Annotated in this window: 20 protein-coding genes; 14 read left to right on the top strand and 6 right to left on the bottom strand. The window is 60.0% G+C overall.

Going from position 1 to position 18,298, the window contains the following annotated elements; all coding sequences use genetic code 11:
* Nucleotides 1-110 precede the first annotated feature (110 nt).
* Entirely contained in the window at nucleotides 111-386 is a 276-nt protein-coding gene (locus tag RGR602_RS04505; RefSeq protein ID WP_039844121.1) for a hypothetical protein, read from the top strand.
* 44 nt (nucleotides 387-430) lie between these two features.
* On the opposite strand, the gene RGR602_RS04510 is transcribed toward RGR602_RS04505, so the two are convergent.
* From RGR602_RS04510 to RGR602_RS04525, 4 genes are read right to left on the bottom strand one after another with little or no spacing between them, the layout of a single operon-like run.
* Entirely contained in the window at nucleotides 431-1,318 is an 888-nt protein-coding gene (locus tag RGR602_RS04510) for an SMP-30/gluconolactonase/LRE family protein (protein ID WP_039844122.1), read from the bottom strand.
* A gap of 4 nt (nucleotides 1,319-1,322) precedes the next feature.
* Nucleotides 1,323-1,955, bottom strand: a complete 633-nt coding sequence (locus tag RGR602_RS04515) for a 2-dehydro-3-deoxy-6-phosphogalactonate aldolase (protein ID WP_039846644.1) — start codon at nucleotides 1,953-1,955, stop codon at nucleotides 1,323-1,325.
* A 13-nt stretch (nucleotides 1,956-1,968) separates the two neighbouring features.
* Nucleotides 1,969-2,886, bottom strand: coding sequence for a 2-dehydro-3-deoxygalactonokinase (locus RGR602_RS04520; RefSeq protein ID WP_039844123.1), 918 nt, complete (start codon nucleotides 2,884-2,886; stop codon nucleotides 1,969-1,971).
* Nucleotides 2,886-3,656, bottom strand: coding sequence for an SDR family NAD(P)-dependent oxidoreductase (locus tag RGR602_RS04525; RefSeq protein WP_039846645.1), 771 nt, complete (start codon nucleotides 3,654-3,656; stop codon nucleotides 2,886-2,888). The genes RGR602_RS04520 and RGR602_RS04525 overlap by 1 nt, the downstream gene beginning before the upstream one ends.
* A gap of 98 nt (nucleotides 3,657-3,754) precedes the next feature.
* Here RGR602_RS04525 and RGR602_RS04530 point away from each other — a divergent pair, with 98 nt between their 5' ends.
* A complete protein-coding gene (locus tag RGR602_RS04530; protein ID WP_039844124.1) occupies nucleotides 3,755-4,549 on the top strand; it encodes an IclR family transcriptional regulator in 795 nt (264 codons plus the stop codon).
* 235 nt (nucleotides 4,550-4,784) lie between these two features.
* Nucleotides 4,785-5,516, top strand: coding sequence for a helix-turn-helix transcriptional regulator (locus RGR602_RS04535; RefSeq protein WP_039844125.1), 732 nt, complete (start codon nucleotides 4,785-4,787; stop codon nucleotides 5,514-5,516).
* A 63-nt stretch (nucleotides 5,517-5,579) separates the two neighbouring features.
* On the opposite strand, the gene RGR602_RS04540 is transcribed toward RGR602_RS04535, so the two are convergent.
* Complete coding sequence (locus tag RGR602_RS04540) at nucleotides 5,580-6,554, bottom strand: small ribosomal subunit Rsm22 family protein (protein WP_039844126.1); 975 nt, start codon at nucleotides 6,552-6,554, stop codon at nucleotides 5,580-5,582.
* 500 nt (nucleotides 6,555-7,054) lie between these two features.
* Between RGR602_RS04540 and apbC the strand changes: the two genes are divergently transcribed.
* The 11 genes from apbC (at nucleotide 7,055) to RGR602_RS04595 (ending at nucleotide 17,276) form a co-directional block, all read left to right on the top strand.
* Entirely contained in the window at nucleotides 7,055-8,212 is a 1,158-nt protein-coding gene (apbC, locus tag RGR602_RS04545) for an iron-sulfur cluster carrier protein ApbC (protein WP_039844127.1), read from the top strand.
* Nucleotides 8,213-8,624: 412 nt separating this feature from the next.
* Nucleotides 8,625-9,602 carry a magnesium transporter CorA family protein gene (locus RGR602_RS04550; protein ID WP_039844128.1) on the top strand — a complete coding sequence of 326 codons (978 nt, stop codon included), beginning with the start codon at nucleotides 8,625-8,627 and terminating at the stop codon, nucleotides 9,600-9,602.
* 18 nt (nucleotides 9,603-9,620) lie between these two features.
* Nucleotides 9,621-11,519, top strand: a complete 1,899-nt coding sequence (locus tag RGR602_RS04555; RefSeq protein WP_039844129.1) for a potassium transporter Kup — start codon at nucleotides 9,621-9,623, stop codon at nucleotides 11,517-11,519.
* Between the two features lie 146 nt (nucleotides 11,520-11,665).
* Nucleotides 11,666-12,844, top strand: a complete 1,179-nt coding sequence (locus RGR602_RS04560; protein WP_039844130.1) for a cell wall hydrolase — start codon at nucleotides 11,666-11,668, stop codon at nucleotides 12,842-12,844.
* 282 nt (nucleotides 12,845-13,126) lie between these two features.
* Nucleotides 13,127-13,471, top strand: a complete 345-nt coding sequence (locus RGR602_RS04565) for an AtpZ/AtpI family protein (RefSeq protein WP_039844131.1) — start codon at nucleotides 13,127-13,129, stop codon at nucleotides 13,469-13,471.
* Between the two features lie 69 nt (nucleotides 13,472-13,540).
* Complete coding sequence (locus RGR602_RS04570; protein ID WP_039844132.1) at nucleotides 13,541-14,293, top strand: F0F1 ATP synthase subunit A; 753 nt, start codon at nucleotides 13,541-13,543, stop codon at nucleotides 14,291-14,293.
* 68 nt (nucleotides 14,294-14,361) lie between these two features.
* A complete protein-coding gene (locus RGR602_RS04575) occupies nucleotides 14,362-14,589 on the top strand; it encodes a F0F1 ATP synthase subunit C (protein ID WP_027507791.1) in 228 nt (75 codons plus the stop codon).
* Nucleotides 14,590-14,667: 78 nt separating this feature from the next.
* The gene (locus RGR602_RS04580; protein ID WP_039844133.1) at nucleotides 14,668-15,309 is read left to right on the top strand and encodes a F0F1 ATP synthase subunit B; all 642 of its coding nucleotides are present in this window, start codon (nucleotides 14,668-14,670) and stop codon (nucleotides 15,307-15,309) included.
* A gap of 3 nt (nucleotides 15,310-15,312) precedes the next feature.
* On the top strand, nucleotides 15,313-15,798 hold the full coding sequence (locus tag RGR602_RS04585) for a F0F1 ATP synthase subunit B (RefSeq protein WP_039844134.1): 486 nt from the start codon (nucleotides 15,313-15,315) through the stop codon (nucleotides 15,796-15,798).
* 82 nt (nucleotides 15,799-15,880) lie between these two features.
* On the top strand, nucleotides 15,881-16,642 hold the full coding sequence (locus RGR602_RS04590) for a phosphotransferase (protein ID WP_039846646.1): 762 nt from the start codon (nucleotides 15,881-15,883) through the stop codon (nucleotides 16,640-16,642).
* A 184-nt stretch (nucleotides 16,643-16,826) separates the two neighbouring features.
* Nucleotides 16,827-17,276: a DUF4168 domain-containing protein gene (locus RGR602_RS04595; RefSeq protein WP_039844135.1), complete on the top strand. Its 450-nt coding sequence runs from the start codon at nucleotides 16,827-16,829 to the stop codon at nucleotides 17,274-17,276.
* 165 nt (nucleotides 17,277-17,441) lie between these two features.
* Here the strand turns inward: RGR602_RS04595 and RGR602_RS04600 are convergent, their stop codons facing one another.
* A complete protein-coding gene (locus RGR602_RS04600; RefSeq protein WP_039844136.1) occupies nucleotides 17,442-18,134 on the bottom strand; it encodes a ribonuclease HII in 693 nt (230 codons plus the stop codon).
* Nucleotides 18,135-18,298 lie beyond the last annotated feature (164 nt).

Here is an 18,298-nt window from a genome sequence, read left to right on the forward strand (position 1 = left end):
GGTCTTAAGCGCGGCCGCCGGTTTTGTTCTTTGGCGTCTTTTTCCGTGCCGGTTCAAAAGGAAAATGACTGGATAGGCTTTTAGTTCCGGGAACGAATACGGAAAGTTCGATGATTTTCGCGGAATTCTATCGAAATGCGTGTGGTTTTGACGGCTACAACAAAGCGCGCCGCTTTTCGATATTGATTAGAGGCTTTCTCGGTGCGGGCGGCCACATCGCGGCATTCATCGCCGTTCCTGCCGGGGACGGACCTCGGTTGGACGGGCCATCGAGCAGGCTTGGTCGATGCCAGTCTTTCCATGGTGGTGATCTGTCCGGCCAAAAACGTCATAGACGAAAACCGTTTGCTCGCAACGGTGTTCCGACCGGAATGAAGATGGTCTGAAGGCATTTCGCCCTCAGCTTCTTCAAACGTTCGCGTCGCGTTGTTCAGAGCAGGTAGACCGGGTCGAAAACGCCTTTTACCGTCACACCAAGCTCCAGCAGCGCACCAGCTTGAGGCTGCGAGGAGCGTGCGGTGTCGTCGAGCCCTTCCCAGGCGGTCGTCACCGCCAGCCGGTCCGCATTGACGCCGATAAAGGCCGGGCACGAGGGTTGTGCGGCAGGAACCTTGTAACGGGCGATGCGCAGGCCGTCGGGGCTGTACCGGTCGACGACGCCTGCACCCCAGCGTGCGTTCCAGATATAGCCATCCGAATCGCAGACGGAACCGTCGATGCCGCCGGGATCATCCATGCTGTCGACCATGACGATCGGCTCGCCCGTCGGAAGCCCGGTCTGCGGATCGACCATGACGCGCATGAGACGGCTGATGCGCGTGTCCGTGTAATAGCCGATCGTGCCGTCGGGCGAAAAGCAGATCGAATTGGGAATGCTGATGCCGCTGAAGATCTTCGTCACCCTGCCACCGGCGACGTGATAGATCGCGCCTGCCTGGGGTTCCGCCCGCTTGCTCATCGTGCTGATCCACAGTGCGCCGGACGGGTGCGTGCGGCCGTCATTCGAGCGGTTTTCCGGGTTGTCGTTTTCGAATGCGGCATAGAAGGTCAGATTGCCGCTGCCAATATCGCGGACGAAAAGCCCTTCTTCGGTTGCGAGCAGCTGGCGGTTGGCGTCGATGCGTGCGAGCACGCTCGCCATCATCGGAAGCGGATGCACCTTCTTTATTTCGGTGCTGAGGTTCAGTTCGTGCAGTTCCTTGCCGAGAATATTGAACCACCAGACGGTGTCGGTATCCGGATCGTAGGTCGGGCCTTCGCCAAGTACCGAACTGGTATTGCAAAGCGTCTTGCCCTCGAACTCATAAATCTCAGTCATATGCCTACGCTCCTACGGCTGCGTCATAGGCGTAAATGGTGGCCTTGGCGCGCTCGGCAACCTCTGCGGCCGTCATTCCGGGCTTGTAAATGCTGGTGCCGAGGCCGAAGGCCAGAATGCCCGCTTTCGTGTAGTCCGCGAAATTTTTGTCGGAGACGCCGCCGACCGCCGCGATCACCAGTTCGGGCGGCAGAATGGCGCGGATCGCCGTGATGCCTGAAGGACCGAGCACGCTGGCGGGGAAGAACTTCAGGCCGGTTGCCCCGGCGCGGGCGGCGGCGAGCGCCTCGGTCGGCGTGAAGACGCCCGGCATCGACACCATGCCGTAGCTGCGCGCGCGAATGATAACGTCAGGCTCGACATTCGGTGTGACGAGCAGCTTTCCACCGGCATTGTGAAGGTTGTCGACAGCTTCGACCGTCAACACGGTGCCCGCGCCGATCAGGCATTCCGGCGGCGCCATTTTCGCAGCGATCTCGATGGATTTGAAAGGGTCGGGTGAGTTCAGCGGGATTTCGATCGCGACGAGGCCGTTCTCGATCAGCGCGCCGACGACGCTTTCGGTTTCCTCCGGCTTGATGCCGCGGAGAATGGCGATGAGCGGACGCTTCATTGAAGGGAAGGCAATGCGGTTGATCATGAGAGTTTCCTCAATTCGGCCAGATAGCTTCGGCGGCGGCCGAAAGCCCACGGCGCACGGCCGTGTCGGCATCGATGACGGTGTACTTTAGAGACAAGAACTTGAAGGCCGTTTCATAAAGGCCCTGGAGGCGGCCCGACGCGACGAGGGTGACAGGCGTATCGTTCGGTGCGTCGAAAAGCGCACCGGCGATTTCAAGCCCGATCAGAGTACCGGAAATCCTTGCCTGTGCACCGGCCGCCGTCAATCCGTGAAGAAGCTGGCCCGAGCGTGCGGTAAAGAGAAGGTTCGACGCCATGGCAGGCTGTCTGAAAGCGGCCAAGACTGCCGCTTTGAAGGCGGAATTGTCTGCTTGCGCCGCCTCGGCGCTCGCAACGGCATGCGAGAGGATTGTATGCTTGCTGATCGCGTCGAAGAGCTCACCAGTCATGAAGGTCGAAAACCCGATCACTTCGCCGTCCTGAACATGAACCCATTTCGAATGCGTGCCCGGCATGCAGACGGCCTGCAATCCCCTGCTGTCGGGGCCAAGTGCGCCAAGCAGCTGCGTTTCCTCTCCGCGCATGACGTCGGGCGATGCCTTGTCGCGTTGGGCAAGGCCGGGGAGGATACGGATATCCCGGCTTTGGTCCGCAACGGAAACCGCGCCGGTGAGGATCGAGGAGATCGACGCAGGAACGTCGATATAGCCCGCCTCGACCCAGCCCTGCTTGGCGCCGACCATGCCGCAGGCGATGACCGGCACGTTCTGTGGGACCGAGAGTGCGGCAAGATGCGACGCCAAGACATCTGCAAAGCCGGTCTTGGCCGCCGTCGTCATGCCTTCGCCGCTGCGGCGTTCGCCGAGAATGCGGCCGTCCTTGCCGATCAGCCAGAGCCTGAAACTGCTCGTACCCCAATCCACCGCGACATAAACGGGATTTGCCATCAGAAAATGCCTCCGTCGACAATCAAGGACTGCGCCGTCACCGCCGCCGCGCAGTCGGATGCAAGAAACAGACAAGGGCCGACGATCGCGTCGCCATGCAGGACCTTCTTCAGGCACTGCCGTTTAATGGTCTGCGCAATGCCTTCTTCGGTCAGCCAGAGCTTCATCTGCCGTTCGGTCACGATCATGCCCGGTAAGATGCAGTTGACGCGGATATTGTCGGGGCCAAGCTTGCCTGCAAGGCTCTTGGTGAGACCGATCACGGCGGCCTTGGCCGTGGAATAGGCCGGGAATTCCGGCATGTTCAGGAGAAAGGCGATCGACGACATATTTATGATCGCGCCGCCGCCTGCCGCACGCATGGAAGGCGCTACGGCCTGGGCGGTGAAGAAGACATGGCGCAGGTTTGTCGCCTGGTTGTTATCCCAGTATTCTTCGGTCACCGTATCGAATTCATGCCGGTCGTCCCAGGCAGCATTGTTGACGAGAACGGTGATCGGCCCTGATTGCGCGACCACCGCATCAACCGTCTGCCGGATCGCGCCGATATTGCGAAGATCGGCCTTGAAGAAATGCACCGGATGTTCCGAATCGCGGGAAAGCCGCATGGCAAGTTCGCGGCTTTCCGCTTCGGCAATGTCGATGAAGGAAACCTTCGCGCCCTGCCGGGCGAAGCCCTCGACGATCGCGGCGCCGATGCCGGAGCCGCCGCCTGTCACGAGCACGCAACGATCCCTGAATTCCGGAAACTGCGCGACTACGCTCGTCACCGTATCCTCCCGTTTTTCCATTATTCGGAACTCAATTTGACTATGTGGAATTATCTGATTACGCTGCCATTCGTGTCAAGGCCGACGGTAGGCGATCAATGGCTCCACGAAAAGATATATCGAGAGAAAGTAAAACGGGGACATTGGGTAAGGCGATGGGGCTGCTCGAACTCGTGACGCATGCCGAACGTCCAATGCGCTTTACCGACATTCTCGCGCTCGTCGGCCAGCCGCGCGGCACGCTGCACCGCCAGCTCGGTCATCTCGTCGAGGAAGGGCTTTTGGAATTCGACGTAGACGGCCGCTATGGGCCGGGGCTGCGACTTCTCGATTTGGCGTCGCGAAGCTGGGCGAAGAATGAGTTCCGGCTGATTGCCGAACCGCACCTGCGGCACCTGCAGCAGATGAGCGGCGAGACGGTCCATCTCGGCGTCCTGCGCGAAACCTCCATTATCTACCTCGACAAGATCGAGGGCCAGCAGTCTGTTCGCATGTATTCCCAGATCGGCAATGCGTCGCCCGTCTATTGCACCGGCGTCGGCAAGGTTGCTCTTTCGATTTTGCCGGATGACGCGCTGGAGACGCTGGTGCGAAGCCTCTCCTTTCATAGCTTTACTCCACAGACATTGGTCTCAGCCGAGGCATTGCTGACCGAGGTGGCGGCAATCCGCAAAGCCGGCTTCGCCTTCGACCGCGAGGAGCACGAGCCGGGTATCCGCTGCGTCGCGGCGCCAATCCGGATGGAGGATGGAAGCTTTACGGGCGGCGTTTCGATCACCGGTCCGGCTTACAGGCTCACGCTTGAGCGTCTCGAAGAATGGGCTGCACCCTTAAAGCAGACGGCGGAAAGCATCGCGGATGCGATGCGCGTCCGTCTCGGCCCGCGCCGATAGCAGCCTAGGCGGCGAAGCAATCGGCTGGACGCTCTCGCAGAGCGCACTTATGATGAGTGCGATATTGAGATTTGGCTGCGAATCACGCCAACTGCGGTAGTTTGTTAAAACGAATAGTCTCTTCGGCCATTGTATTCGGCCAGGTTGTTTTTGATTTCATGCTGGCGCGTGGTTGGCTTGCAGGCACACATCGATCTGAAACGGCGCCGCCGCTCTTGAGAAGACGAAAAGGTAGATGACAGCACTGTCACGGGCATCTTTCGATGCAGATGGATACATTCAGGAAATCGCCGGCCTGAAAACCCAATTCGATATCTTCCGCTTCATGAAGCGCCTGACGGAAGCGTGCCGAAGCCGCGCGTTCATGGTCCTCAACCTGCCGCCGGTCACGTCATTCGAACTGCAAAGCGCGACGGTGATCACCAGCTGGCCGGCCGAACTGCTGACGCTTTATGATCAGGAAAACCTGCTGGTGAGCAGTCCCGTCATACGCCGCCTGCGCACGTCGTCGGTTCCCTTTTTCGTCGACGTGACCAAGGGCCATAGGAGGGATGACGGGAAGACGGCGATGGCCGTGGCGCTTTTCGAGCGTTTCAAGATGATGCGCTGCGCCTTTTTCCCGACGCACGAGCCATCGGGCATGCGCGGCGCAGTCTCGTTCGCCGGTGATCGCGAGCCCTTCGCGCCGGAAGAGATGCGCGATCTTTCCTATATCTCGATCCATGTGTTCGACAGGCTTGCAGAAATCCGCAGTCTCGATACGCGCATGACGGATGCGCTGACGGACCGCGAAATCGATTGCTTGAACTGGACGGCGGCGGGAAAGACCAGTGCGGAAATCGCCGATATCCTCAACCTCTCGGAACATACCGTCAACCACTACCTGAACCGCGCAACGAAGAAGCTCGACACGGTCAACCGGACGCAGGCGGTCGCCAAGGCACTGCGCATCGGCATCATCAAGTAACCCTGCTGAAAATATTGGCAGTTTGGCTCAAAAGATGGGCAGCGCCGCGTCTTTCGTCCGCTGCTACTCTCCGTCGCGTTCCGGCTCGTCGCCCCAATTCGCCCGTCGCGCCCATTTGAAGGTGGCGCCGTCGCGTTTGGAGAAGGTGCGCTCGCCCGCCGTCCCGTCGCTTTGACAGAGCTTCAGCCGGATCACTCCGCCCGAGCCCTGAGGCGGTGCGATGATGCGGGCCTGGGGAGCCTCGCCCGCAAAACGGCTTGCGGCGATGAAAATATATTTCTCGTCCTCCCACGGCACGTCCGCATCCTTGACCAAGCGGTGCATTTTCGAGCGGGCGACCCGGCGCGAAAAATGACACCAATCTGGCCGCGCGAGAGGACAGTCCGATGCATGCGGGCAGGGCGCGATCAGATGCGCCCCTTTTGAGAGCAGTAGGTCACGCGCGGCGAGGATGCGGTCCCAACCGGACGGCGTTCCCGGTTCGACGATGACGATCGTGTCGAGGGTCATCGCCCAGAGCTTATCGATCGACGCGTCGATCTGATGCGGCTCTATCTCATCGAGCACATAGGCGATAGTGACAAGATCGGCGGGCGCAATTTTCGGCAACGCCTTGATAAGATTGCCATCCAGCCATTCCGTCTGAAGGTCGAGCCGCCCCGAGAGGCTTCTTCCGACGTTGCGGATCGCATCGCTTGCCTCCACCATCACGGCGCTTTTGATCTCCGGCCAGCAGTCGGTGGCCGCCCAGAGTGCCGAGCCTGGACCAGCCCCGATATCGACGAAATACTCAGGGGCGAAATCGGGCCGGGCTTGCGAAATCATTTCATATGCGGCGCGGATCGCGGCATAGGTGGCGGGCAGCCTGGCGGCGAGATAAGCCTTGGCAGCAAGGCTATCGCTGATGTGGAAACTGCCGTCGCGCAGTTCCTGGCGATAGCGGCTGGAAAGGCGTGCCGCGGCGCGCTTCAGCCCATCGAGCGGCTGGCCCTCCAGCATCTCCTCCACCTGTTCCCGCAAGATCCTTGGCAATTCCATCGCTGTCGCCCGCATTGATCGATCACGCCATACAGCCGGGTGCGATCCATGCCAAGCGGCTTATGAAGCGCTTGCCGATCATCATCTGGCACGAGCCTTGCTTCTTATTCCGCAGAGGTCCAGAGGGGACTTTGAAAGAGCGCCAAAACGAACGGCGCCATCGGCAACCCGCCGTCGGCAGCGTAGATGCATGTCTCCCGCATCCGTTGCCGGCGGCGGTTGTTGCCATTTTGTAACGGCGCTTCCGTGATGTCGCTCCAACCCCGTGGTTCGGCGTGATTTTTCCTCTGGTCATTTCCCCACATTGTTCTACTTCGGCCTGCATTGCGCCGGGTATCGGGCAGACCGTTGCGGCCATCGGGGCGAAAGCCCGGCGGACCAGATGGCCGCAACGGTTTTCGATAGAGCGCGATTTCCGTTGCCCTTGATGCCGATTTCGTTTGGCGAAGCCGCAGCCCTCCACTATCTACGTCTCTTCAAAGACTATGCGTGAGGGTGGAATGACGGACGTCACCAAGGAACAAGTTCTCGAAACGCTGAAGACCGTGCGCGGTCCCGATCTCGAACATAATATCGTCGAGCTCGGCATGGTATCCGATGTCTTCATTGCCGACGGCAAGGTCTATTTCTCGATCACCGTTCCGGCCGAGCGAGCCAAGGAGCTTGAGCCGCTGCGTCTCGCGGCCGAACGCGTCATCAAGGAACTGCCCGGCGTCAAGGGTGCGCTCGTGGCGCTGACCGCGGACAAGAAAGCGGCCCCTGCCTCCGCACCTGCCGCCCGTCCTGCTGCAAATGCCGGGCACGGCCATGACGGCCATGCGCACGCGCCGCAGCAACAGCCGCCGCGCGCCGGCAAGATCGGCGTTCCCGGCATCAAGTCGATCATCGCGGTTGCCTCCGGCAAGGGTGGCGTCGGCAAGTCGACGACGGCCGTCAATCTCGCGCTCGGCCTACAGGCGAACGGTCTGCGTGTCGGTATTCTCGACGCCGACATCTACGGTCCCTCCATGCCGCGCCTTTTGAAGATTTCCGGCCGGCCGACGCAGGTCGACGGCCGCATCATCAATCCGATGGAGAACTACGGCCTCAAGGTCATGTCGATGGGCTTCCTCGTCGATGAGGAAACTGCGATGATCTGGCGCGGCCCGATGGTGCAATCGGCGCTGCTGCAGATGCTGCGCGAAGTCGCCTGGGGCGAACTCGACGTGCTTGTCGTCGACATGCCGCCCGGTACCGGCGATGCGCAGCTGACGATGGCTCAGCAGGTGCCGCTCGCTGGCGCCGTCATCGTCTCCACGCCGCAGGACCTTGCATTGATCGATGCCCGTAAGGGGCTCAATATGTTCCGCAAGGTGGAGGTCCCGGTTCTCGGTATCGTCGAGAACATGAGCTATTTCATCGCGCCCGATACTGGCACCCGCTACGACATCTTCGGCCATGGCGGCGCGCGCAGGGAGGCCGAGCGCATTGGCGTGACCTTCCTCGGCGAGGTCCCGCTCACGGTGAGTATCCGCGAAACCTCGGATGCCGGCACGCCGCTTGTCGCGTCCGAACCGAACGGCATCGTTGCTGGCATCTATCGAGACATCGCTTCGAAGGTGTGGGAACAACTCGGCGGCCAGCCGCAGCGCCAGGCGCCGGCGATGATTTTCGAATAGCTGTTTCGGCGCGCCGCATACCCCAAATCGTGGGGGAAATGTGGTGATATCGCCCAGTTCGCCCAAGATGACTTGATTATTTCACAGCTTTCCGTCATATGGCCCGCCGTCGCCATGATGGCGGTTTCTGCGGATGCTCGATGATGGCCGCCCTTGCTTGAAAAGTTTCGGCCAGCCTGCATGTTCGGAGTTATCTTGTCGATCGAAGGATTGGTGACTGCGATGCGGTTGAGCAGAATGCATGGCCGGGTTATGACCGGATGCAGCTGGAGTTGTATGAACCTTTTTCCGCGTCCGGTAAGATCGAAGACTATTAGCCTGTACGGCGCCGTGACGGCGGCCATTCCAGTGAAAGGCTCTCGATGAAAAGCGCACGCATTGCAGGACGTGCCGGCGGCTGGAGCAACGCCCGGTGATCACTGCCTATTGTTCAAATTGCAAGTCGGTCGAAATCCGTGACCTATCGCACGCCGCGAAGTTTCCCGACGATGTGGTATGGATCGATCTGCTTGAGCCAACCCGTGAGGAGGAACTCTACGTCGAAAAGATCGTCGGCATCGAGGTTCCGACCCGCGACGATTTGAAGGATATCGAGCCGTCCGCACGCCTCTATACCGAGAATGATGCGGTCTATATGACGGCTTCGCTCGTCTGGAAAGCTGAGACAGAGGCCCCGACGCTGACGGATGTTGCCTTCATCCTCGTTGGGAACCGGTTGATCACCATCCGCTACGCTCATCCGAAATCCTTTGCCCTGTTCATCGCCGCCCTTCATCGCGTGCCGGAAGAGTGGCGCAGCGGTGCGGCTCTCCTTGCCAAGCTGCTCGAGACGATCGCCGACAGGACTGCGGAAATTCTCGAACTCTCGGTCGCCCGCATCGATATCCTTTCGACGCACGTTTTCGGCGACCGCGCCAGAAAGGTCCGCAAGCCCTCGAACTATCTCGAGGTGAAGCTTCGCGATATCGCCGGCCACCACCGCCTTGTCAGCAAGGTGCGCGACAGCCTCGCCTCGCTCGCACGCCTCATGACCTTCTTCTACACCATCCCCGCAGTTCAGAAGGACCAGGCGACGAAGGAACTGTCGCGCACCGTCTCGCGCGATATCCAGTCGCTGACGGAGCATGCATCCTACATCGCCGGAAACATCACCTTCCTCCTCGACGCCTCGCTCGGCCTCATCAACATCGAACAGAACTCGATCATCAAGATCTTCTCGATCGCATCCGTCGTCTTCTTGCCGCCCACCCTTGTCGCATCGATTTATGGCATGAATTTCGAATTCATGCCGGAACTGCACTGGGTCGCGGGCTATCCCTCTTCGCTGGGCCTGATGGTGATGTCCGCCATCATTCCGTTCTTCTTTTTCCGATGGAAAGGCTGGCTCTAAGGAGCCTGTTGTCACTTCATGTCCGACGAAAGCCATTCACACGATCGCCACATCACGCCGCGCAAACTCTTCTATCTTACGCTCGGCTCCGTCGGCGTCGTCTATGGAGATATCGGTACCAGCCCGCTCTACGCATTCCGCGAAGCGCTGAAGCCGATCGCGCACGATGGGATCACCCGTTTCGAGATCATCAGCCTTATCTCGCTGATGCTCTGGGCACTGACGATCATCGTCACCCTCAAATATGTCCTTCTGCTGCTGCGCGCCGATAACGAAGGCGAGGGCGGCACACTCTCCCTGCTTGCCCTGTTGATGAAGACGGCGAACGGGCACACCGCATTGCTGCTTACACTCGGCATGGCAGGTGCGGCTCTGTTTCTGGGCGATGCGATGATTACGCCGGCGCTGTCGGTTCTGTCTGCCGTTGAAGGCGTTAAGCTGATGGCCCCGAGCCTGTCGGCCTACATCGTGCCGATTTCGGCGGCCATTCTTGTCGTGCTGTTCGTTTTCCAATCGCACGGCACCGGCGTCATGGCCCGTTTTTTCGGACCGATCACCGCGCTCTGGTTCATCGTCATGGCGATTGCCGGCATTTCGCATATCTCCGACGACTACGGGATCTTGGCAGCCTTCAATCCGTATTATGCCGTCAGCTTCCTACTCCACGAGGGATTCTTCGGCATCATTGTTCTGGGTGCGGTCTTTTTGACGGTGACCGGCGCCGAAGCGCTTTACGCCGATCTTGGCCATTTTGGCCGACGCCCGATCCAGTGGGCCTGGTTCGCGCTGGTCTTCCCGTCGCTCGCGCTGAACTATCTCGGCCAGGGCGCGCTCGTCCTCGGCAATCCGCAGGCGATGTCCGAGCCCTTCTATCTCATGTTCCCGAAGTGGGCGCTGCCTTTTGCCGTCATACTGGCGACGGCTGCAACCATCATCGCCAGCCAGGCGGTCATCACCGGCGCCTTTTCGCTCGTGCGCCAGGGGATCAACCTCGGCTTCCTGCCGCGCATGGAGATCCTCTTCACATCGGAGACCAATACCGGGCAGATTTTCCTGCCGACGGTCAACACGGTCCTCTTCCTGGGCGTCATGTTCCTGGTCATCACCTTCCAGACGTCGGAAGCTCTTGCAACGGCTTACGGCATCTCGGTCACCGGCGCGATGGTCGTCACCACAATCATGACCTTCGAATTCGTGCGGACGCGCTGGAACTGGTCGGCTTCGATCGCAACGATCGTTCTGTTGCCGCTGCTTGTGCTGGAACTGATCTTCCTCGGTGCCAACCTGCTCAAGATCCACGACGGCGGCTATATTCCGATCCTCATCGCCACCGCCTTCATCGTTGTCATGTGGACCTGGCGCCGCGGCACGGCGCTCCTCATGGAAAAGACCCGCCACACGGATATTCCGCTGCCTTCCTTTGTCAGTTCCATCGAGCGCAAGAGCGATCACTCGCCTGCCCATGTGCCGGGTACCGCGATTTTCCTCACCAGCGATCCGGAATCGGCGCCCGCAGCCCTGCTTCACAATCTAAAGCACAACCATGTCCTGCATGACCGCAACGTCATCCTGACGATCCGCACGGTCAACAAGCCGCGCGTTGCGAACTCCGAACGCTACAAGGTCGAGCAGGTTTCCGAGCGCTTCTCGCGTGTCGAGCTGCTCTTCGGCTTCATGGAAACGCAGAACGTCTCCCAGGCTCTCGCAGCACTTAGAAAGACCGGGCTGAAGTTCGACATCATGACGACCTCCTTCTATCTCGGCCGGCGCAAGCTGGTGCCGGATGCGAAATCCGGAATGCCTTACTGGCAGGACCGGCTCTATATCGCGCTCGCCAACGCGGCAGCAAACCCCTCCGACTACTTCCGTCTTCCGGCGAACCGCGTAGTCGAACTCGGCTCGCACGTCATCATCTGACACGTTTTCCAGACAGTCTTCTCCCCGCGGGGGAGAAGACGAAAAACCGCTCAGGATGAATTCTGGCACACCGCATTAACCAAGCATCAAGGTTAATGGGTGATTTTTGTCTGACTGTTGAAGCGTCCCGTGTCCGGAGTCTGGCGTTGCGTCGAATTCGCGTTTTCCGCAGCAAGCTGCGTTTTCTCCCTCAGAGCTGGATTTCACCCGCCATCTTCGGCATTTGCGGGTGGCTCGCATCCCCCACCATCGCATCGCATGCCGACCTCGCCGCCATGCTCGCCGGGCTTGATCAAAGCCGCGACAACTGGCGCATGGTGATGACAAATTCTCCGGCGGGCTCCATTCATCAGGCCGAACTCGCTTTCGCGGATCCGATTGTGACGGGAACGATCGCGGCCGGCGCGGGCATGGTTCTTCCGGATGGCCGCAAGGTTGCCTTTGTCGCGAAAGGCAAGGGCCACGAGGAAACGCCGGACGAAGACCGCGTCAACCGCGGAACCAAGAAAGGCCGCATCGTCGCCGTCGAGAAGATGCAGCCGCCGAAGGATTTCTCCGCCGGCTCCATTCTCCAGCGCACACAGCTCCTTTTCCAGCCGAGCTTCGCCATCAAGGACAAGTCCGCCTTCGTGAAGCCGAAGATCATGGGCAAGGAAATCGAGATCGCCACCAATTTCTACAGGAAGCAGCCGGTCATGCCGGAACCCGGTGTTCCGGCGATGCTTGCAGGCCTCGTCACGAGCAACAAGGCCGACGTGCTGGCGACCGCCTATGCGCCGGCAGCCCCGGACTACGCCCGTCAATCGCCCTTCGACTCGATCCTCGCCGATCAGGCAAATGACGGCCGCTTCGTCCCGCAGATTGGCGCGGGCGATCACGCATGGGCGGCGAGCATCCTGCCGGCCAGCGTGTTTTCGGCGCGCGAGCAGCAGTGCCTTGCATCTGGCATCTATTTCGAAGCTCGCGGCGAATCGGTAAAGGGGCAGGCCGCAGTCGCGCAGGTCATCCTCAACCGCGTCAGGAACCCGGCCTACCCGAAAACCATCTGCGGCGTTGTCTACCAGAACGAAGACTGGCGGAACCGCTGCCAGTTTTCCTTTGCCTGCGACAACATCCGCGATCGCGTGAACTCCGAAAATCACTGGCGCGTTGCCCGCGACGTCGCCATGGCCGTCACGGCCGGCAAGATCTGGCTTCCGCAAGTCGGCTCGGCTACACATTATCATGCGGTCTATGTCCGGCCGAAATGGGCAAGGACCATGGAAAAGGTCGGCCGGATCGGCCTGCACGTCTTCTACCGCACCTATGGCGGCGGCTGGAGCTGAGGAAAAGCCGGTCCGGCAGCGGATTTCAGCGCCGATCATCGGCTTCGAAAGCGGATTCTTTCGCTCGAATTTTCAACGCAGTGTGAAATTCGGATCAAATCATTGATTCGGAACGATAATTTTATGGCTGGACATAAGCTTCCTACGCCTTGACTATGGTTTCCCCTAAAACTATGTTGCGCGCGACTTCAGAACGGGCCGAAAGGTTTTCAGACCTTGTGTCCGTTGTCCTGAAAACCGGGGTAGCGGGGATCGCGGACAGCGGAAGACGAGGAGGAAGCCATGGCGGATGACCGCGAGGAAAGTCTTGAAAAGCGCCGTGCGCAGCTGGGAGCGAAGCTCAGAGCCAAGCGCATAGATGCGGGAGAGGACGAGGCGAACGAAGCCCGCGCCGAGGTAAGCCGCAAAGGCTATGCTGAGGCGATGAAGCTTTCGAGCGAGTTCATTTCCGCCATCGTCGTCGGTGCCCTTCTTGGCTATCTTTTGGACCGTTTTGTCGGCACGGCGCCTTGGGGGTTGATTGTTCTTCTGCTTCTCGGTTTCTGTGCCGGCGTTTTGAACGTTCTTCGTGCTGCAGGCAAGGTTGCAAAACCGGAGCCTGGAGAGGCCGAAAACGGCAAGAAATAGGGCAGCGTGCCAGCGCTTTGTCCAGTGTGATGATCCCGCAATCGCGGGCCAAAGAGGAGAGAACAAGCGGTGTCTAACGATCCGACCCATCAGTTCCTGATCCAGAAGATTGTGCCGATCGAAATTGGCGGAATTGATTTCTCGTTTACCAACGCTTCTCTCTTCATGGCGGCATCCGCTGCCGTTGCCGCAGGCTTCCTTTATTTCTCGACGTCAAACCGCGCGATCGTTCCCGGCCGCTCGCAATCGGTCGCCGAAATGTCTTACGAATTCATCGCCGGAATGCTGAAGGAAGGCGCAGGAACCAAGGGGATGAAGTTCTTCCCGCTGGTCTTTTCGCTCTTCATGTTCGTGCTGACGGCAAACCTGCTTGGCATGTTTCCGTATTTCTTCACGGTGACGAGCCAGATCATCGTCACCTTCGCCTTGGCACTGCTCGTCATCGGCACCGTTCTCGTCTACGGCTTCTATAAGCACGGCTTCCATTTCCTGAATGTCTTCGTGCCCTCGGGCGTGCCAGGCATTCTTCTGCCGCTGGTGGTGACGATCGAAATCATCTCCTTCCTGTCCCGCCCCATTTCACTTTCTGTTCGTCTTTTCGCCAATATGCTCGCCGGTCACATCACGCTGAAGGTGTTCGCAGGCTTCGTCGCCTCGCTTGGAGCCCTCGGTGCAGTCGGTGTCGGCGGTGCCATTCTTCCCCTGATCATGACGGTCGCCCTGACCGGTCTCGAGTTCCTCGTCGCCTTCCTTCAGGCTTACGTCTTTGCGGTGCTGACTTGCATGTACCTCAACGACGCAATTCACCCGGGTGGCCACTAAGGATACCGACATTGACGTCAACGGGCGTCAGTCAATTCGCCGCAACAACCATTTCAAAGGAGTTCAACATGGAAGCGGAAGCAGCAAAGTTCATCGGTGCAGGTCTGGCTTGCTTTGGTATGGCCGGTACGGCTCTCGGCCTCGGCAACATCTTCGGCAACTACCTCGCCGGCGCTCTGCGCAACCCCTCTGCCGCTGACAGCCAGTTCGGCCGTCTGGTTTTCGGCTTCGCCGTTACGGAAGCTCTGGGCATCTTCTCGCTGCTCGTCGCTCTCCTTCTGCTCTTCGCCGTCTAATATCGGCGGATTGAGGGATCACGGCCTGCGACCAGCAAGCCGTGATCCTTTGTATTTGCAGTACACCTGGAGGTGAGCATGTTTTTTGTGACCCCGGCCTATGCTCAAGAAGCTCCGGCGGGAACGGCAGAACCGGGTGCAGCGCCCGCCACGGACCCGCATGCCGCTCCGGCGCCCGGCGAGGTCCATACCGAGACCGGCGTTCCCGGTGGCGAGCATGGCGGCGGTGTTTTCCCGCCTTTCGATTCGTCGACTTACGCATCCCAGCTTCTGTGGCTGGCGATCACCTTCGCCGTTTTCTTCTTGCTCATGCAAAAGGTCATTACGCCGCGAATCGGCGGTATCCTCGAGCAGCGCCATAAGCGCATCTCGCAGGATCTCGACGAGGCAAGCCGCCTGAAGGCGGAAGCCGATGCGGACGTTGCAGCCTATGAAGCTGAACTCGCTGCGGCCCGCGCCAAGTCGAACTCGATCGGCTCTGCCGCGCGAGACGCCGCCAAGGCCAAGGCCGAAGAAGATCGCCGCTCCGTCGAAGCGAGCCTCTCCGAGAAGCTGAAAGCTGCCGAGGGCCGCATCGCCGACATCAAGGCGAAGGCATTTGCAGACGTCGGCACGATTGCCGAGGAAACGGCCGCTGCCGTTATCGAACAGCTGATTGGTGGCACAACCGCCAAGACCGACGTTGCTGCTGCTGTCGCAGCCGCCAAGAAGGAGGCTTGATCGATGGAATTTGATGCAACTTTCTTCGCCTTTGTCGGCCTCGTCCTGTTCCTGGCCCTCGTCGTCTATCTGAAGGTTCCGGGCATGATGGCAAAGTCGCTTGACGACCGCGCCGACCAGATCCGCAACGAGCTGGCCGAAGCCAAGCGTCTGCGCGAAGAGGCTCAGCATCTGCTGGCCGAATACCAGCGAAAGCGCAAGGAAGCGGAAGCGGAGGCTGCGCATATCGTCGCCGCCGCCGAGCGCGAAGCCGAGATGCTGACTGCCGAGGCGAAGAAAAAGACGGAAGAGTTCGTCGCCAACCGCACGGTCCTTTCGGAACAGAAGATCAAGCAGGCGGAAGCCGATGCGATGAAAGCCGTCCGTTCGGCTGCCGTCGATCTGGCGATCAGCGCGGCCGAAACGGTTCTCGCCAAGAAGGCCGACGGCAAGGTCCAGACCGACCTCTTCAAGGGTGCCGTCGGCGAAGTGAAGACGCGCTTGAACTGAGCGTTCTTTCATGTTGATCTGGAAAGGCCCCGGCAACGGGGCTTTTTTATTGGCGGCGGTGCGGCTGCCCGGAGAGTTGCTGATGCTGAAGGATGAGACGGGTTCCGGACCGATCTTGCGTGACGGGCTCGTATGGCGCGCCACGCGTCCATGGACTGCGAATGTGCATTCCCTCTTTCGCCACCTGAAGCAGTGCGGCTTCGCTTCAGCGCCGCGATCGGCAGGCTATGATGAGAATTTCGAGCGCGTGACTTTTATTGAGGGCGAGTGCGGCGACCTCGATAGTGTCCAAATGCGCTTGGACACGGTACTGACTTCTGCGGCGCGATTGCTGCGCATCTACCACGATTGCTCGACATCCTTTCAGGGGGCCGCTGAAGGCGCCTGGCAGCTTAAGCCGAAGCCGCCGTTTGAAGTCATCTGTCACGGCGATTTTGCACCGTACAACGTCGTCATGCGCGACGGCAAAGCGATAGGCATCATCGATTTCGAAGCGGCACATCCCGGTCCGAGGCTCTGGGATATCGCCTATGCTGTCTATCGATGGGCGCCGCTGTCGAGACATATCGCGGTAGAGAGCATCGTCACGATAGAAACGCAGATCAACCGGGCGCGGGACTTCCTCGACGGTTACGGCTTGCCAGCCGATGAACGCGCCGCTTTGCCCGATCTTGTCATCGAGCGTTTGAAGGGGCTTGTCGCTTTCATGGAAGCGGAAGAGGCGCGGGGATCGGAAAAATACCGCAAGGATATCGAAGACGGCCACCATCGGCTTTTTCGCGATGACATCGGCTACATCCGCGGTCATCGGGCTCAGATCGCGGCCGGTATCATGGCCAATTGATTGAGCCGGCAGCACGCCGAAGCGGTGAATCCTGCCACAAAGCCGCCGCTTGATTGTCGGCAGATCGCCTTCCTATTGCCGCACCGAAAACGCCTGAGAGTCACATTGTCGCCGGATCGTTCCTCAACCCTAACCGGCGGCCAAGGCACTATGTCGCCGTCCATGCCACCACAGAGGAATGAATATGATCACACGTTTTACCCCTGTTGCATCGTTGACCGCTGCAGCTCTCAGCTTGATGTTTTTCAGCAGCCCCGCGTCCGCACAGCAGGCAGCTCCAGCGCAGCAACCGGTTCAAGCGCAACCAGAAGGCAAAGGCGCGGCCGCAGCCGTCAGCGATCAGAAAATCGAGGCCTTTGCGGTCGCCTATCTTCAGGTTGACCAGGTTAGGCAGGAATACTCGGCCAAGATCGGAGCAACACAGGACACGGCAGCCAAGCAACAGCTGCAGACTGAAGCCAGTAAGCAAATGGTACAGGCCGTGGAAGCCTCTCCAGGCATCTCGCTGGATGAGTACAACTCAATTCTAACCGCCGCGCAGAACGATCCGGCGCTCGTCAAGAGAGTTCAGGAAAAGCTCCAGGAATCTGCGCCCGCGCAGCCGGCGCAGCCGGCGCCCGCGACGCAGCAGTAAGCTGGGCGCCGGGACTGCACTTGTGCTGTTCTGGTTCCATTGAAGCGGTCCGAATGACCGCTTCAATCATCGCGTGCGAACGCATGATGCTGCTTCTATGAACGGCAATATAGAGTTCGGTCTCATGGAAGCTCGGTCTCGTGGACAGGTTTGCAGCGGCAGCAGTTACTCTTCCAGCATTTCGTCCATCGTGGCGCCTTCGGTTCCGTTCTTCTTCAACGGCCGGAAGCTCATGCGGTGAAGCGAGCAGGGGCCATGCCGCTCGATGCCGGCGCGGTGCTGCGCCGTGCCATAACCCACATGCGCGGCAAAGCCGTAATCGGGGAAGACGGCATCTGCACGGGCCATCATCCGGTCGCGGGTCACCTTGGCAACGATAGAGGCGGCGGCGATGGAGACCGAGCGGGCATCGCCCTTGACCACCGCTTGGCCCGGGCACTCCAGCCCCGGCGGTACGTCGAGGCCATCGGTCAGTACATAGCTTGCAGGAATAGCAAGGCCGCAGATTGCCCGGCGCATGGCGTCGAGGCTCGCCTTGCGGATATCCGTGAGGTCGATGTGTGTTGAACTCGACGATGCGATGGAAACCGTCGCGGTAGCGAGGATCTGGGCGAAAAGTTGTTCGCGCCGTTGCGCCGAAAGCTGCTTGGAATCGTTCAGCCCGTCCGGGATACGCCTGGGATCAAGAATGACGGCAGCGGCGACGACAGGTCCGGCCAAAGGGCCGCGCCCTGCTTCATCGGCGCCAGCGACCGGCCAGTGACCGGCCTTGCGTGCCTTCAGTTCCAGCTTGAAGTCCGGGACGAGCGGCACCTCTTCGAAAAGCAGAGGAGAATCGGGTGACGTGCGAGGTTTCATGCGGCTGAACCTCGCACGCCAACCCGATTTCCTGCAAGCCCCCGGATCAGGGCGGCGCACCGGGGGCTCAGGCCGCAAAACGGGCAGGGGAGCCGTTTGCGGCGGCAAGAAGCCAGGGCGGCGGCCTCCTGCGGGGTAACTCGTTATGGCATTCCCCGGGCGGC

Source organism: Rhizobium gallicum bv. gallicum R602sp, assembly GCF_000816845.1.
Lineage (GTDB): Bacteria > Pseudomonadota > Alphaproteobacteria > Rhizobiales > Rhizobiaceae > Rhizobium > Rhizobium gallicum.

What these genes read in the sequence shown, in the direction of transcription:
- RGR602_RS04555 (WP_039844129.1), top strand. Translation starts at nt 9,621, where the DNA reads ATGTCCGACGAAAGCCATTCACACGATCGCCACATCACGCCGCGCAAA.
- RGR602_RS04520 (WP_039844123.1), bottom strand. Translation starts at nt 2,886, where the DNA reads ATGGCAAATCCCGTTTATGTCGCGGTGGATTGGGGTACGAGCAGTTTC.
- RGR602_RS04540 (WP_039844126.1), bottom strand. Translation starts at nt 6,554, where the DNA reads ATGGAATTGCCAAGGATCTTGCGGGAACAGGTGGAGGAGATGCTGGAG.
- RGR602_RS04595 (WP_039844135.1), top strand. Translation starts at nt 16,827, where the DNA reads ATGATCACACGTTTTACCCCTGTTGCATCGTTGACCGCTGCAGCTCTC.
- RGR602_RS04585 (WP_039844134.1), top strand. Translation starts at nt 15,313, where the DNA reads ATGGAATTTGATGCAACTTTCTTCGCCTTTGTCGGCCTCGTCCTGTTC.
- RGR602_RS04600 (WP_039844136.1), bottom strand. Translation starts at nt 18,134, where the DNA reads ATGAAACCTCGCACGTCACCCGATTCTCCTCTGCTTTTCGAAGAGGTG.
- apbC (WP_039844127.1), top strand. Translation starts at nt 7,055, where the DNA reads ATGACGGACGTCACCAAGGAACAAGTTCTCGAAACGCTGAAGACCGTG.
- RGR602_RS04530 (WP_039844124.1), top strand. Translation starts at nt 3,755, where the DNA reads ATGGCTCCACGAAAAGATATATCGAGAGAAAGTAAAACGGGGACATTG.
- RGR602_RS04575 (WP_027507791.1), top strand. Translation starts at nt 14,362, where the DNA reads ATGGAAGCGGAAGCAGCAAAGTTCATCGGTGCAGGTCTGGCTTGCTTT.
- RGR602_RS04535 (WP_039844125.1), top strand. Translation starts at nt 4,785, where the DNA reads ATGACAGCACTGTCACGGGCATCTTTCGATGCAGATGGATACATTCAG.
- RGR602_RS04580 (WP_039844133.1), top strand. Translation starts at nt 14,668, where the DNA reads ATGTTTTTTGTGACCCCGGCCTATGCTCAAGAAGCTCCGGCGGGAACG.
- RGR602_RS04565 (WP_039844131.1), top strand. Translation starts at nt 13,127, where the DNA reads ATGGCGGATGACCGCGAGGAAAGTCTTGAAAAGCGCCGTGCGCAGCTG.
- RGR602_RS04590 (WP_039846646.1), top strand. Translation starts at nt 15,881, where the DNA reads ATGCTGAAGGATGAGACGGGTTCCGGACCGATCTTGCGTGACGGGCTC.
- RGR602_RS04505 (WP_039844121.1), top strand. Translation starts at nt 111, where the DNA reads ATGATTTTCGCGGAATTCTATCGAAATGCGTGTGGTTTTGACGGCTAC.
- RGR602_RS04510 (WP_039844122.1), bottom strand. Translation starts at nt 1,318, where the DNA reads ATGACTGAGATTTATGAGTTCGAGGGCAAGACGCTTTGCAATACCAGT.